This is a genomic window from Ruegeria sp. CH6, from assembly GCF_056537005.1.
The window spans coordinates 37,607-52,714 of record NZ_JBQFQS010000006.1 but is presented as its reverse complement, the minus strand read 5'-3'; the positions used below and the strand labels follow the sequence as shown (position 1 = coordinate 52,714).

Genomic DNA, 15,108 nt, shown 5'->3' with positions numbered 1-15,108 from the left:
CATGCAGCAACAGATCACCCGAATGCGTCGGGAAATCGATGAGATACCACAGGCCGTTGAGCGGCTGTTGGTTCAGGGTCAGAGCGATATCGCGGCCGTCGCCAATGTTGCGCGAGAGCTTGATCCAACCTTCATTGTGACGGTTGCGCGAGGATCTTCTGATCACGTGTGTACCTACCTTAAATACGCTTCCGAAATTGTGCTGGGGGTTCCGGTAGCGTCAGTCGGGCCATCCATTGCATCGATCTATGATTCCGTTCTGAAGTTGCAGCAAGGCTTATGCCTGTCAGTCTCACAATCCGGAAAAAGCCCGGATATTCTGGCCATGGCACGTAATGCGGGACGCGATGGGGCGTTAACTGTCGCGCTGACAAATGATGCAACCTCTCCATTGGCAGAGGCCAGTGCGCACCCGATTGATATTCACGCAGGACCTGAGTTGAGCGTTGCTGCAACCAAGACCTTTGTGACATCTGCTGTTGCCGGCCTGTGGTTGCTGGCAGAGTGGAGCAGGGACGACAAGCTGCTCGCGGCCATTCGGGCACTGCCAAAGCAGTTGGAAGCGGCAGCCAGGATTGACTGGCCCGAAGTCAGAGAGGCAATCGGAGCGCATCCATCGTTGTTTACTCTGGGACGCGGGCAGGCCCTGGCCGTGTCACATGAGGCGGCTTTGAAGTTTAAGGAAACCTGTCAGTTGCATGCAGAAAGCTATTCTTCTGCCGAGGTGCTGCACGGACCGGTTTCCATCGTTCAGGAGGGGTTTCCTGTTCTGAGCTTTGCGGCAGCAGATGCCGCTGAAAATGCTCTGGCCGAAGTGGCGGATGCGATCAGCGCCAAGGGTGCGCGGGTGTTTGCGACAACTGACAAGGTGAAACGGGCGCTCAGGGTGGATCATGTGCGGACGGATCATGCGCTTGCCGACCCGCTGAGCCTTATCGTGTCATTCTATTCCATGGTAGAGGCGTTTGCAGCATCCCGGGGTATTGATCCAGATACTCCGCGCCATTTGAACAAGGTGACTGAAACCGTATGAGCCAGCAGCCGAGTGCCGTAATCGGTGCAGACATACTGACGCCTGAAGGTATCGTGCGGGATCATGCTTTGCTGCATGACGCTGGCCGCATCGAGTCCATTGTGCCGAAAGCTGATCTTAGGGCTGGTGTCGAAGTTATCGAGCTCGACGGAGGTGTGCTGATCCCGGGTTTTGTTGACCTTCAGGTCAACGGCGGCGGCGGATTGATGTTCAACAATGCGCCGGATGTTGAGACGCTGCGCCGTATGGCTGAGGCGCATGCGCGGATCGGTGCCACTTCGATCCTGCCGACACTAATCACCGATACGCCCGAGATTACGGAACAGGCAATTGCGGCTGCCATCGAGGCTGTTGAAAACGGGGTGCCAGGTATCATTGGCCTCCACCTCGAAGGTCCGCATCTGTCCAGATCGCGAAAAGGGGCACATGAAGCCAATCTGATCCGGCCAATGGAGCAAACGGATCTAGAACGGCTGCTTGCAGCTGCACAGAAACTGCCGGTTCTGAAGGTGACAGTTGCACCCGAGAGTGTCTCGGGTGACCAGATCAGAACCTTGTCAGAGGCTGGGATCGTGGTGTCCTTGGGCCACACTGATGCGAGTTATGAAGATTGTCGTGCTGCAGCTGAAGCTGGCGCGCTTTGCGTGACGCATCTGTTCAACGCGCAAAGTCAGATGGGCAATCGTGAGCCGGGCACTGTCGGGGCGGCACTTGCTTTGGGTGAATTGTCTGCTGGTCTGATCGCTGACACGATTCATGTTCACCCGGCCTCAATGCGCAATGCTATCCACGCAAAGAATGGACCGGGTCGCGTGTTTCTGGTCAGTGACGCCATGGCGACGGCGGGTTCAGACATCGCCAGCTTCATGCTCAATGGCAGAGAAATATTGCGCAGCGAAAACCAGCTGACCCTGTCTGATGGTACATTGGCCGGGGCGCATCTCGAGTTGTTGGACGCAGTGAAGAATGTTGCCCAACTGACCGATGTCTCATTTGAGACAACTGTTGAAATGGCCAGTCGCATCCCTGCAGATTTGGTTCGGCAGCAGCATTTGGGTCGTCTATCTCCGGGTGCTGCAGCGAACATTCTGCATATTGGTGTTGATCGGACTCTGCAGGGTGTGTGGCAGAGCGGAAAACAATTGGTGAGCTAATCTGACAACACCCTAGGGTTGGTCGAGTTGGCGGTGCAAGAGCTCGCCGTGTAGTTTCAGCTATGACGCTGCCGAGTATAAAGGTAGTGATCTTCGGGTTGCGTAAATCGGAAAAGGCGGACCTTTGACTCAGTACAGTGCGAAACGTTTGCCTCGGCAGATTGGTGCCTCAGGGTGGAATGCCATTCTGCCGTCACAGACGTTTTTCCCAAAGCTTGAGCATAACATCTCTGCCGATATCACGATTGTAGGTGGTGGGTTTGCTGGCCTTACCGCTGCCCGGCGTCTGCACCAGCTTGATCCAACGCTGAGGGTTGTTGTTCTCGAGGCTGGTCGGTTTGCTGAAGGATCAGCCGGGCGGAACTCGGGGTTCATGATTGATCTGCCCCATGATCTGAGTTCGGATAACTACGCGGGAGAAACGTTTGAGGATGATAAACACACCATCGCATTGAATCGGCAAGCCATCGCTTTTGCGACGCAGGTTGCTGATGAATGCGCGTTGTCGGATGAGATGTTTGATTCCTGCGGAAAGATCAATGCTGCAGCGACGCGAGCAGGGGACAGGCACAACCGCGATTTCGCAACCTATCTTGAACGGCTGGGTGAGCCGCATACGCTTTATGACCGTCGTGAGATGCAGGAGATCACAGGCAGCACGCACTATCGATCAGGGCTGTTTGCGCCCGGTACCGTGATGATTCAGCCTGCCGCCTACATCAGGGCCTTGTCAGTGCAGTTGGCGCAGAAGGTTGAGTTGTTTGAAAACTCTCCGGTTACAGGTTTTCAAAAGGTAGGTGCGGGCTGGTTGGTCGAAACGCCAGATGCCCGTGTTTCAACAGGTCGGATCATTCTGACCAATAATGGTCATCTGGAAAGTTTCGGTTTCTATCAACGACGTTTGATGCACATCTGCCTTTATGCCTCGCTGACCCAATCGCTGACGTCTGAGCAGATCAACAGGTTGGGTGGTCAGCCACGTTGGGCCGCCACGCCTGCAGATCCGATGGGAACATCGGTACGCCGTGTTTCCGGCAGCTATGGTGACCGAATTCTGATCCGTAGCTGTTCGAGTTTTCATCCGACGCAGGAAACGACCAATATGCGTTTGCGCAATGCCGGCTGGGTCCATGATCGCAAGTTCAGCGAGAGGTTTCCTCAGCTTGCGGATGTCAGGATGGAGCACCGCTGGGCCGGAATGCTGTGTCTGAGCCGAAATGGATCAGCGGCTTTCGGAGAGCTGGACTCAGGGGTGTTTTCCGCGTGCTGTCAGAACGGGTTGGGCATTGCCCGCGGTACTCTGCAAGGGATGGGAGTTTCAGAACTGATATTGCAGGGGGGATCACAGATCGCGGATCATTTCCTTGCTCAGCCGATGCCGCCCCGATTGCCGCCGGAGCCGTTCGGATCGCTTGGGGTAAACAGCTATCTGATTTGGAAAGAGTGGCGGTCGGGAAAGGAGTGATTGCTGCTCCAATTGGTCCAGAAATCTGACGACGGTTTGGAAACCGGATGTGATGGTTTCACCTACCGAGACCAATCCTGCCCGGGGAAGTAGATGCGGATAATCCGCATTTCGCCTTGGGCAAATTCAGCAAGAATTGTCGCCTGACGCTTGTAGCCGAAAGTTCGAATTTGCGATTGCACCGGATGCGCGGTTCCAATGAGCGCACCCCCTTCGGCAATTTTTTCAAGCCAGTCGAAAAGTGCATCTACCCAGGCTGTGGCAAATGCCTGACCACGCTCACCCTTCAGATAACGCGCGCGGCGTTTGATATCCGTTCTGGCCCTTGCTGTGAAAACAAGTTTGTTAGGTGTCACCGGTCAGAGCGCCCAGAATATCCCGTTTCGCTGCATCTGCGCTCAACAGTCTTTCACCATTCCTTTGACTTTCCAGATATTCGGCGATGTCATGATCGATCTGGCGGGCATCCGGGACCATCCCACGCGACAAGAATTCGCGCAAAGCGGTGCGCACAACCTCAGAAACAGACGCATAGTCGCCCGTGGCAATGCACGCATCAATTTCTGCAGCGTGGTGATCCGTAAGTGAGATACTGACGTTTTTCATATCTCATATAATAGTATTAAATCATATCGGCGCCAAGCCCTGCCTGTGATCTGATCTTTCAGATCTTTGTTCTGTCAGGATTTATTAGGCGCTTGGTGATCCGCAACCGTGACCATGCTCCAGACGCAATCATGATCTGACAGAGGTTTTCCGTTCTGGTCGAGCGAAGACAGAACGCCCTTATCCACACATGTCAGATCACGGCCTGCGATCCAGTCGAGCTTCATGACCCGGTCCGGGTGCGGGGTGATCAGACTGGGCCGGGTTGTCGGCCCATCAGCAGTAAAATCCCAATTGTAACTGCGCTGTTCAGCCAGTTCGAACAATGTCTCATGCCGCCAGTCAAAATCGGGCGGCAGGTGATTGCCGGTGTTCAGATCGCCGCCAATCAGGATCGGCATATCTGGTGCAAACTGGTCGAGAGCATTCAACAAGGTCAGAAACTGTTCATGGCGGTGCGCAGCTGCGGCATTGCTCTCCAGATGGGTGGAAACGAAACACACGGGTCCATTGGCTGTCGGAATGACGGCTGCGATAGCCATGCGACCCCCGACCCGGGGTTGATCGGGGTCGGCAGCGCCTGCATCTGCAGCATACCAGTGTCCATGATCATCGAGGCGGATCAACACTGTGCGCTCGAAAGGCGCAGAGGACAGGATCGCATTGCCATGCCATCCAAGCACATTGAAATTGTCGGAACAGAATGCACGTTCTGTCGGTCCGCCCAAATCCAGTTCGTGGAATTCGACGCCAAAGACATAGGCCATATCCAAAGCGGAGGCCATGGCTTCGGTCGTGTGCCGTTGACCTGTTCTAGCCATGCCGTGATCGACCTCGGAGAGCAAAACTACATCCGGGGCGATGTTGCTGAGGTGAGCAGCTGTTTCTTCCGGGAACAGGCAACGTTCGACATTCCAGGCCGCCACAGTGAAATTGCCGGGCAGTTGCTTGGATGATGCCTCGCCCCCCGTTTGCAAAGCATTCATGGCAGGCAGATCGGACAGCAGTGCGCGATGTGCCTCGGCCGTTCGAGGTGCAGTCAAAATCCGTTCGCGCTGTTCCGGTGTGATCGCGGGCAGCGCGCTTACCGTGGTTGTGATCAAAGAACTTTTCCCGATTCAACATCAAACAGACGCAGGGCGTCGGGTTTCAGGTGGACCCGGGTCTCACCGATTTCAGCCGCATGGTCCTTGCCTATGAGGACGGTGAAGGACTGACCGCCCAGATCACCATGCAACAGCCGGTGTGCTCCAAGCTCCTCAAGGATGTCGACTCGGAAAGGAACCGCACCTTGCTCGTCAAGCACCACGTCCTCGGGGCGAATGCCCAGTGTAACCGGACCTGTGTTGGAGGCTGAGGCTGGCATCAGCCCTTCATACCCGTTGATCTTGACCTGTCCTTGTTCCACTTGCGCGTCGATCAGGTTCATGGGTGGCGCACCCATGAACGAGGCAACAAAGGTCGAGGCCGGGTTGTGATAAATCTCGGATGGCGTGCCGATTTGCTCGATCCGCCCAGCGTTCAGAACGATGATGCGGTCGGCCATGGTCATCGCTTCGACCTGATCGTGGGTGACGTAGACGGCCGTGGTTCCAAGGCGGCGTTGCAGGGCCTTGATTTCGATCCGCATCTGGTTGCGCAGCTTGGCGTCAAGGTTGGACAAGGGTTCATCGAACAGGAACAGGGACGGGTCGCGGACCACTGCCCGACCCATGGCGACGCGCTGACGCTGGCCGCCCGACAATTGCGCCGGTTTCCGGTCCAGATATTCGGTCAGGTTCAGCATCTTTGCTGCGTCCTGTACCTTGGTGTTGATCTCGCTTGCCGATGTCCCGCGGTTTTTCAGTCCGTAACCGATGTTCTTGCGGACTGTCATATGCGGATACAAAGCGTAGTTCTGGAACACCATCGCGATGTCCCGATCTGCGGGGTCCACATCATTGACCACCCGGTCGCCGATTTTCAGCGTCCCTTCGGTGATATCTTCCAACCCCGCGATCATGCGCAGCAAAGTGGACTTGCCACAGCCCGACGGGCCGACCAGAACGACGAACTCGCCATCATGAATGGTGAAGCTGGTGGTCTCTACCGCCTGAAAGCCGTTGGGATAGACCTTGCGGATGCCCTCTAATGATACCTGAGCCATTCGCGTATTCCTTATTTATCGGATTCTGTGAGGCCCTTGACGAACCAGTTTTGGAAGAAAACGACGATCGCCACCGGCGGGATCATCGCGACGATGGCCAGCGCCAAAGCCTGCCCGTGTTCGGGGATTTGACTGTCGGTGTAGGACAGAACGATCTGCTTGATGCCGCGGACCAGCGTGAAGAAGCTTTCATCCGTGGTGATCAGCGTCGGCCACAGATACTGGTTCCAGCCAAAGACGAACATGATGATGAAGATTGCCGCGATCATAGTCCGGCTGAGGGGTACGAGGATGTCGATAAAGAACTTCCACGGCCCCGCGCCGTCGATCCGGGCGGCCTCGGCCAGTTCCTCGGGCACGGACATGAAGAATTGCCGGAAAAAGAACGTACCGGTTGCCGATGCGATCAAAGGGACGATCAAACCGGTGTAAGTGTTCGTCAGGCCCAGTTTCTGGATTGCTTCATAAGAGGGCAGGATGCGCACCTCAAGCGGCAGCAGTAGCGTGGTGAAGATCACCCAGAAGGCCAGCGTAGCAAAGCGGAGGCGGAAATAAACGATGGCATAGGCGGCCATCATCGAAATCACGATTTTGCCTACTGCAAAGCCGATGCCCAGAATGAACGAGTTCATCAGCATAAGTGTGCCATCGACCGTCTGGGTAAAGCCGCCCTTTTCGAACATGGCGGCGTTGAAGTTCTTGCCCAGATCGTCACCCAATGTCAGTTGCAGACCCTCGCGGTGAATGGTGACCGCATCGTGGCTGGCCGTGGTCAGGGCCAGAAGGGGCGGTAGCATCATCAACAATGCGCCAAGGATCAGAACGGTATGATCCCCAATCGCCTCCCATTTGATCCGGCGCGGGCGATGAACAGTGACAGGTGTTTCAAGGGTTGTGTCAGCCATTGTCAGCCCTTTCAAGTATAGTGAATCCGGCGTTCAACCAGCCGGAACTGAAAGACAGTCAGGATCAGAACAAGCACCATCAGAACCACGGATTGTGCCGATGATCCGCCAAGGTCATTGCCTCGGAACCCGTCGAGATAAACCTTGTAGACCAGCGTCATCGGGTTGTTGCCCGGTTCACCCTTCATCAGCGCGTCAATGATGCCGAACGTGTCGAACAGCGCGTAGGTGATGTTGATGATCAGCAGGAAGAACGCAGTTGGCGCCAGCAGAGGGAAGGTCACTTCCCAGAAACGCCCGGTGGCCGATCGGTTGTCGATCATGGCTGCCTCGCGCACTGAACGCGGAATGGATTGCAGGCCAGACAGGAAGAAGATGAAGTTGACCGGGATTTGCTTCCAGACGGCGACGATGATCATTGCCGTTGCAGTGGCGTTATAATCCACGCCCAGTTTGAAATCCCAGCCGAACATCTGAAAGAACTTGGTCATGGGGCCTGTGCTTTGGTCAAAGAACAAGATGCCCAGAAACCCTGCGACAGGTGGCGCAATCGCATAAACCCACATCAGCAGCGTGCGATAGGTCTTGGCCCCCCGGATTACCTTGTCGGCTTTGACCGCCAGCAGCAGGGCAATGGCCAGCGAGAAGAACGTGACCAGCACCGAGTAGATGATCGTAAAACCTGCGACGCGTTTGTACTGATCGTTGCCCAGCAAGGAGGTGTAGTTTTCGGCGCCGACAAAGGTCGATCCGAACCCGAACGGGTCTTGTAGAAAGAAAGAGGATTGCAGTGCCCAGCCAGCGGGCCAGTAAAAGAAGATGGCGATGATCATCAACTGAGGCAGCAGCAGCGCCACAGGAAGCCAGATATTGTCGAAGCCCGCGCGTTTCATGAGTGGTCCATTGCGAAAAAGAGAGATGGCCACGCCGTGACAGCGTGACCATCCTGGGGGTGATCCAGAGTTTAGCTCTGGGTCTTGGAGAAGCGGGCCAGCAGTTCGTTGGCTTCGGCTTCGATGGTCTTGAACGCGGTTTCCACATCAGTTTCACCGGTCAGGATACGACCATATTCTCGGTTCATGATGTCCCGGATCTGAACATAGAAGCCCATGCGGTAACCCTTGGTGTTGTCACCGGCTTTGGCCTGCAGCTGGTTTACACCTACTTCGGCGGCTGGGAAGCGGTCGTAGTGGCCGTCTTTCTTGGCAACTTCGTATGCGGCTTCGGTGATCGGAACGTAACCGGTTTCCTGATGCCAGAAATACTGAGTCTCAGGCGAGGTCAGGAAACGGAAGAATTCGGCGGCTGCCTTGTTTTCTTCATCCGACTTGCCCGACATGGCGAACAGGGCAGCACCACCAATGAAGGTCTGGGTTGGCTCGGTTGTGACAGCTTCCCAATAGGGCAGCTCGGTCGCGCTGAACTCAAATGGCAGGTCTTTTTGCAGTAGTCCGCCAAAGGAACCGGACGAGCCCAGCCACATGGCAACTTTGCCTTCTTCGAACGGCTTGGCGTTGTCACCCCAACCGGTACCGTACCATTCGAACAGACCGTCTTCTTTCCACTCGGTCACGGCGGTGAAGTGAGCTTTGATCGCGTCGTTGTTCACCAGGATCTGGGTGTCATTGCCGTCATAGCCGTTGTTGTTAGTCGCAAACGGCAGGTCGTGGCGCGACATGAAGTTTTCGGTGAAGATCCACGGCAGGTGCGACTGGCTGAGTGCGATGTAGCCCGCATCTTTCAGGGCAGGTGCTGTGGTGGACTGGAACTCTTCCCATGTCTTCGGCGGGGTGACGCCTGCTTTTTCGAGCGCGTCGACATTATAGTACATGATGGGCGTCGACGAGTTGAACGGCATGCCGATCATCTTGCCGTCGCTGTCGGCATAGAAGTAGCGAACGCCGGCGATATAGTCGTTGATGTCGAACTCAACGCCGTTGCTGGCCAGCAGGTCCTGAACAGGAATGGTTGCACCTTTGGCACCGATTACGGTGGCGGCACCGGCGTCAAACACCTGCATGATGTTGGGCTGCTCGCCCGCGCGGAAGGCGGCGATGCCAGCAGTCAGCGTCTCTTCATAGCTGCCTTTGTATACGGGGGTGATCTTGTATTCGTCCTGCGAGGCGTTGAAATCCTCGGCGATCTTGTTGACGGTCTCTCCCAGCTGGCCGCCCATTGCATGCCACCAGGTGATTTCGGTTTCGGCGAAGGCGGTGCCTGCCATCATGGCAAAGGCGGCGGCGGTGGTGCTGAACTTCATGTTAAGCATCTCGGTACTCCGGTTTTCGCACCCAATACAGGGCGTCGGTGAGGATGCTGAACATCCTCAGAATATAAGGGAAAAGACCCCGTTGCAGCAGTGTTTGCAGAAATGCGGCAGCCGCATCTCTGGTCGAATGCGCACCAGATGTGCACACGCGTTCACATAGCCGGTTAGCGTGACAGTCTTGTGAAGCTTTTGTTTGAGAATCTTGACAAATTCACCGTGCCTCGATGAGACGTTGTATATGAACGAAGACAGCCCAAAACACCGTCGCGTGACGGCACAAACAGTGGCCGACATGGTTGGCGTATCGCGATCCGCGGTTTCTCGTGCCTTTACGCCAGGCGCTTATGTTGATGCGCAGAAACGAAAGCGGATACATGCAGTCGCGGCAGAGCTTGGATATCAGCCCAATGCATTGGCTGCCGGGTTGCAGGGCGGTCGGTCGCGACTGGTTGCCATATTCGTAGGCAATATGCGCAGCGCTTATGACACAGCTTTCGTCAGCCGGCTCGTGGGAAAGCTAAACGGAATGAAGCGCTGGCCCATTCTCATTGATGGCAGCGACAATAACTCTAGATCTGCGATCGAAGATGTATTGCGGTATCCGTTGGACGCCCTGATTGTCAGAGGTGGCAGCATGTCTGCCGAGATGGTTGGGCAATGCACCAAGCTGGGTATTCCGATGATATCCTCAGGCCGCCCCATTGACGCGCCCGGTGTCGATAACGTTTGTTGCCGGAATGCCGAAGGCACGATGATGATGACGCGAATGTTGCTGGAAAAGGGGCGTCGGCGATTTGGGTTTATCGCAGGTCCTCAGGACTTTTATTCTTCGGGTGAGCGGCGGAATGGAGTTGTGAGTGCTCTGGAAGAAGCTGGTCTGGAACTGGAGGCTGAAGTACAGGGAGACTACACCGTTGAAGGTGGTTACCAATCGGCATCGGAAATTCTAAAGAGGGCGCCTGGTATTGACGCATTGATTTGCGCTAATGATGCGACGGCTTTTGGGGCGTTGTCCGCAACACAAGACAACGGGCTTGATATTCCCGGCGATATTTCAGTGGTCGGATTTGACGATGTGTCGATGGCAAGCTGGCCGCAAATGTGCCTGACCACAGTTCGCAATCCCATTAACGCATCAGTCGATGAAACCATTGCCTTGCTTGAGCACCGCCTAACCAATCCGGGCAGAGCATCGCAGACTGTGTTTGTTGATCCGGAAATCGTACTTCGGAAGACCCACTAAGCACTGCTCCGCTGTGCAGAATGTCAGCTTGGAACGAGGCGACAGTACAGCTAGGAGTTGATCTGTGCCAATCTGCAATCGGCAGACTTCAGCTTGTCTCAGATGGCTATGGGTGTCACATCTCACTTCAATACGCCAGAGGTGCCATCTCTGCCGGTAGGTTCGCTGCACTGTGCCCATGTCTTTGCTGACAAAGGGCATTTTCTCGCTGATGCTGATGAGGGAACTTGCTTTTTTTTCGACGTTACGCAGGTGTTGTTTCGCCGCAATCACTCAGTGGGATCATTTGACAATCACGGTTGCGCATCTTCTAACATGTGTTGTAACAGCCGACCAACTTTGCGTCTTGGATGCCGGAGGTATAGCCACTGCCGAGGTCACCCACAGACTCGCGGCCAGAGTGGAGATTGACTAAAAGTGATATCAAAGTGATACAGCTGGGCGCGCATCATGGACGTTGTAACAGGCGTCAGTCATCCGGATAAAGAACGATAGTCGAAGCCTTCTTTCTTGCAGGTATAAGAGGGTTTTTACGAGCAAATTTAATGTATTGCACCCGAAGTGGAGGGTCCTGTGAAAGTTACACAAACCGAGTTGCCCGGAGTTCTGTTGTTAGAACCCGCCCGTTTTGGCGATGAGCGCGGCTTTTTCTCAGAAAGTTGGAACCGCAAGACGCTACTCGCTGAAGGAATCGACATCGATTTTGTGCAGGATAACCATTCACTTTCAGCGACAGTGAATACTGTGCGGGGGCTGCACTTCCAGTCACCTCCACATGCACAGGCCAAACTGGTCCGCTGCGGTCGTGGACGGTTGTTCGATGTTGCTGTCGATGTCCGTAAGGGGAGCCCGACCTATGGCAAGTGGATCGGGGTTGAACTCAGCAGTGAAAACGGCAGGCAGTTGCTGATACCCGAAGGTTTCCTGCACGGCTTTGTCACGCGCGAACCTGATACCGAAATCGTCTATAAATGCACAGATTATTATGCGCCGGAATGTGACGGGTCCGTTCGTTTTGACGATCCTGATATCGGGATCGACTGGGGTCTGACGGCAGATGCTGTTCTGTCTCAAAAAGACAAGGATGCGACTTTGCTGAAAGACTTTGACAGCCCATTTGAATACGAGGAACGAACATGAAGCTACTGATCACCGGCGGCGCAGGTTTCATCGGTTCAGCTGTTGTGCGTTTGGCCATCAGCAGGGGCCATGAGGTTATCAATCTTGATGCACTGACTTATGCCGGGCGCCTCGAGAATGTAGCGCCAGTAGCGGACAGCCCGCTTTATCATTTTGAACAGGCCGACATCAGAAACCGGGCTGATCTGGATCGGGTTTTTGCAAAGCACAACCCTGATGCTGTGATGCACCTCGCCGCAGAAAGTCATGTTGACCGTTCTATTGATGGTCCGGGCGATTTCATCGAAACCAATGTGACCGGCACCTATAACATGCTCGAGGCTGCGCGCAGCTATTGGGTGGGGCAGGGGCGCCCAGACAATTTCCGCTTCCATCATATCTCGACGGATGAGGTCTATGGCTCGCTTGGTGAAGATGGAATGTTCACCGAAGAAACCCCGTATGATCCGCGCAGCCCGTATTCGGCATCAAAAGCATCATCCGATCATCTGGTTCGCGCCTGGCATGAGACTTACGGTCTGCCAGTGGTTCTGACCAACTGCTCCAACAACTACGGTCCTTACCATTTCCCCGAAAAGCTGGTGCCGAAAGTGATCCTCAATGCCATTTCCGGCAAAGAGATACCGGTTTACGGTCAGGGACTGAACGTTCGTGACTGGCTTTATGTCGAAGACCACGCCGACGCGCTGTTGTGCGTTCTGGAAAAAGGCAAGCTTGGCCGCAGCTATAATATCGGTGGTGAAAACGAACGATCCAACATCGAGCTGATAGAAACGATCTGTCGGCTGCTGGATCAAAAGCGCCCGGGTTCGGAACCTTATGAGAAGCTGATCACCTTTGTGACCGATCGCCCGGGTCACGATGCCCGCTATGCGATTGATCCCGATCGTATTCGAACCGAGCTGGGCTGGCGCCCGTCGGTTACTGTCGAGGAAGGTCTTGAGCGTACCATCGATTGGTATCTGGCAAACGAGGACTGGTGGCGCCCCCTCCTGGATCGCGAAGGCGTTGGCACAAGGTTGGGGCACGGCTGATGGCTGCTCCACTCCTCGTATTCGGCAAAACCGGACAGGTTGCGCATGAACTGACTTCGTTGGCGCCCGACGCTGTATTCCTGCCCAGATCTGCTGTCGATCTGTCAGATCCCGAGGCTTGTGAAGCGGCAATCCGCCAACATACACCGCGCGCAGTTATTAACGCAGCTGCCTATACTGCCGTGGACAGGGCCGAAGAAGAAGACGCACTCGCTCATGTCATCAATGGCGAGGCACCTGCCGCCATGGCGCGTGCAGCCGCCGCGCTTGATTGTCCGCTGGTACATATTTCTACCGATTATGTCTTTGACGGACAGGGTGAGACCCCGTGGTCTCCGACCGACCCAGTGGACCCGCAAAATGCGTATGGCCGGTCCAAATTGGCGGGGGAGAAAGGTATCGCCGCTTCGGGCGCTACATATGCCATTTTGCGTACGTCCTGGGTGTTCTCGGGACATGGCAACAATTTCCTCAAAACCATGTTGCGGCTTTCAGAGACGCGCGATGCGTTGTCGATTGTCGATGACCAGATCGGTGGACCAACGCCAGCCCGCGCCATTGCCCGGGCCTGCCTGGCGATTGCCGAGCAGCTATGTGAAGATTCCGGCAAGAGCGGGATCTACCATTTCTCCGGCGCACCCGATGTCAGCTGGAAGGATTTCGCCAGCGAGATTTTCAGCATTGCCGGTCGCACCGTTGATGTCACCGGGATTCCGACGGCGGATTATCCGACACCTGCCACCCGCCCGATGAATTCGCGCATGGACTGCAGTACGACTGAGGCCGTGTTTGGCGTGCCACGCCCGGATTGGCGCGATGCAACACAGACCATTGTTGGACAACTGCGGCAGAAGGGTGAGATTTCATGAGCGCTTCTCAAAAATCCGATTAGCCTCAAGGAGCGAAACGTGACAGATCGCAAAGGTATTATTCTGGCCGGTGGTTCCGGAACACGGCTGTATCCGATCACGATGGGCATCTCAAAGCAGCTTTTGCCGCTCTATGACAAGCCCATGATCTATTATCCGATTTCGGTGCTGATGTTGGCTGGCATTCGCGAGATTGCGTTAATCACTACGCCTCAGGATCAGGAACAGTTCAAGCGGACGCTCGGGGATGGCAGTCAGTGGGGCGTTTCTCTGACATATATCGTACAGCCATCGCCTGATGGACTAGCGCAGGCGTATCTGCTGGCAGAGGATTTTCTGGATGGTGCGCCCTCGGCTCTGGTTCTGGGCGACAATGTCTTTTTTGGTCACGGATTGCCGGATATTCTGGCAGAGGCTGACGGCCAGCAAGACGGCGGCACGGTGTTTGGTTATCACGTGACCGACCCAGAGCGATATGGTGTTGTCAGCTTTGACGAGAACGGCTCGGCCGTGGAGATCATTGAAAAGCCGGAAGTGCCCCCATCGAATTATGCGGTGACAGGACTGTATTTCCTGGATGGTGATGCGCCAAAGCTTGCGCGCGAGGTGAAGCCGTCCGAGCGGGGCGAGCTTGAGATCACGACCTTGCTCGAGATGTATCTGGAGGCTGGTAAGCTGACCGTTAAGCGGATGGGGCGTGGTTATGCCTGGCTCGATACGGGCACTCATGCCAGTTTGCTGGATGCCAGCAATTTCGTCCGCACCCTTGAGCAGCGACAGGGTTTGCAGACCGGCTGTCTTGAGGAAATCGCCTTCAGTCAGGGATGGATCAGCGCGGATGACATCGCAGAACGCGCTGAGATGTTCAAAAAGAATGCCTATGGCCGGTATCTGGCCAATCTGAATGAGCCAAACTAGTCCGTGCCGTCGGGGCGGATCTGGTTGCTAAGTACTCAATGAGGCCCGCAATTTTTGCGGGCCTCTAATGATAATCCACATGGACTGCAGGTCTGGTTTGTCGTGACGGGTGCTGGCCTGGCTGTACCTCCTGAAGGCAGCTGCGGATCCAGACAAATATGATCTTTATTTTTTGCTTCTGCTGACTTGGTCAGTTCTGGCTGCAAAACTTAGGTTTTTGTAGCCAATGGGGTTGTTTGTTTTCCGAGAACTTGGTGACCTATTGAACTTTGGTGACGGCTGTGCGGCATGGACACGTGCCTGAATTCAGGTTCTTCTGAAACAAT

The 15,108-nt window shown here is 55.2% G+C and carries 15 protein-coding genes; 8 read left to right on the top strand and 7 right to left on the bottom strand.

Annotated elements, in window-relative coordinates; all coding sequences use genetic code 11:
• The first annotated feature begins 1 nt into the window (after position 1).
• The 3 genes from ACR0CW_RS14005 to ACR0CW_RS13995 all read left to right on the top strand — a co-directional run bounded on the left by ACR0CW_RS14005 (position 2) and on the right by ACR0CW_RS13995 (position 3,652).
• Positions 2–1,033 (top strand): SIS domain-containing protein, encoded by a 1,032-nt coding sequence (locus ACR0CW_RS14005; protein WP_480788249.1) that lies wholly within the window; start codon positions 2–4, stop codon positions 1,031–1,033.
• Positions 1,030–2,187: an N-acetylglucosamine-6-phosphate deacetylase gene (gene nagA, locus ACR0CW_RS14000; RefSeq protein WP_480788248.1), complete on the top strand. Its 1,158-nt coding sequence runs from the start codon at positions 1,030–1,032 to the stop codon at positions 2,185–2,187. The genes ACR0CW_RS14005 and nagA overlap by 4 nt, the downstream gene beginning before the upstream one ends.
• Positions 2,188–2,311: 124 nt before the next feature.
• Positions 2,312–3,652, top strand: a complete 1,341-nt coding sequence (locus ACR0CW_RS13995; RefSeq protein ID WP_480788247.1) for an NAD(P)/FAD-dependent oxidoreductase — start codon at positions 2,312–2,314, stop codon at positions 3,650–3,652.
• A 62-nt stretch (positions 3,653–3,714) separates the two neighbouring features.
• Here the strand turns inward: ACR0CW_RS13995 and ACR0CW_RS13990 are convergent, their stop codons facing one another.
• From ACR0CW_RS13990 to ACR0CW_RS13960, 7 genes are all read right to left on the bottom strand, one after another.
• On the bottom strand, positions 3,715–4,008 hold the full coding sequence (locus ACR0CW_RS13990; protein WP_480788246.1) for a hypothetical protein: 294 nt from the start codon (positions 4,006–4,008) through the stop codon (positions 3,715–3,717).
• Positions 3,998–4,258, bottom strand: coding sequence for a ribbon-helix-helix domain-containing protein (locus ACR0CW_RS13985; protein WP_480788245.1), 261 nt, complete (start codon positions 4,256–4,258; stop codon positions 3,998–4,000). The genes ACR0CW_RS13990 and ACR0CW_RS13985 overlap by 11 nt, the downstream gene beginning before the upstream one ends.
• Positions 4,259–4,332: 74 nt before the next feature.
• Positions 4,333–5,361, bottom strand: a complete 1,029-nt coding sequence (locus ACR0CW_RS13980; RefSeq protein ID WP_480788244.1) for an endonuclease/exonuclease/phosphatase family protein — start codon at positions 5,359–5,361, stop codon at positions 4,333–4,335.
• Positions 5,358–6,404, bottom strand: a complete 1,047-nt coding sequence (locus ACR0CW_RS13975; protein WP_480788243.1) for an ABC transporter ATP-binding protein — start codon at positions 6,402–6,404, stop codon at positions 5,358–5,360. Before ACR0CW_RS13975 ends, ACR0CW_RS13980 begins: the two co-directional genes overlap by 4 nt.
• A gap of 11 nt (positions 6,405–6,415) precedes the next feature.
• Entirely contained in the window at positions 6,416–7,309 is an 894-nt protein-coding gene (locus tag ACR0CW_RS13970) for an ABC transporter permease subunit (protein WP_480742430.1), read from the bottom strand.
• 11 nt (positions 7,310–7,320) lie between these two features.
• A complete protein-coding gene (locus ACR0CW_RS13965) occupies positions 7,321–8,202 on the bottom strand; it encodes an ABC transporter permease subunit (RefSeq protein ID WP_480742429.1) in 882 nt (293 codons plus the stop codon).
• 71 nt (positions 8,203–8,273) lie between these two features.
• Positions 8,274–9,569 carry an extracellular solute-binding protein gene (locus ACR0CW_RS13960; RefSeq protein WP_480788242.1) on the bottom strand — a complete coding sequence of 432 codons (1,296 nt, stop codon included), beginning with the start codon at positions 9,567–9,569 and terminating at the stop codon, positions 8,274–8,276.
• Between the two features lie 247 nt (positions 9,570–9,816).
• On the opposite strand from ACR0CW_RS13960, the gene ACR0CW_RS13955 reads away from it, so the two are divergent.
• The 5 genes from ACR0CW_RS13955 (at position 9,817) to rfbA (ending at position 14,782) form a co-directional block, all read left to right on the top strand.
• Positions 9,817–10,821, top strand: a complete 1,005-nt coding sequence (locus tag ACR0CW_RS13955; protein WP_480788241.1) for a LacI family DNA-binding transcriptional regulator — start codon at positions 9,817–9,819, stop codon at positions 10,819–10,821.
• Between the two features lie 573 nt (positions 10,822–11,394).
• Positions 11,395–11,961 (top strand): dTDP-4-dehydrorhamnose 3,5-epimerase, encoded by a 567-nt coding sequence (rfbC, locus tag ACR0CW_RS13950; RefSeq protein WP_368669844.1) that lies wholly within the window; start codon positions 11,395–11,397, stop codon positions 11,959–11,961.
• Positions 11,958–12,995, top strand: a complete 1,038-nt coding sequence (gene rfbB, locus ACR0CW_RS13945) for a dTDP-glucose 4,6-dehydratase (protein WP_480788240.1) — start codon at positions 11,958–11,960, stop codon at positions 12,993–12,995. Before rfbC ends, rfbB begins: the two co-directional genes overlap by 4 nt.
• A complete protein-coding gene (rfbD, locus tag ACR0CW_RS13940; RefSeq protein WP_480788239.1) occupies positions 12,995–13,864 on the top strand; it encodes a dTDP-4-dehydrorhamnose reductase in 870 nt (289 codons plus the stop codon). Before rfbB ends, rfbD begins: the two co-directional genes overlap by 1 nt.
• A 39-nt stretch (positions 13,865–13,903) precedes the next feature.
• Positions 13,904–14,782, top strand: coding sequence for a glucose-1-phosphate thymidylyltransferase RfbA (gene rfbA / locus ACR0CW_RS13935; protein ID WP_480742425.1), 879 nt, complete (start codon positions 13,904–13,906; stop codon positions 14,780–14,782).
• The last annotated feature ends 326 nt before the right edge of the window (positions 14,783–15,108 follow it).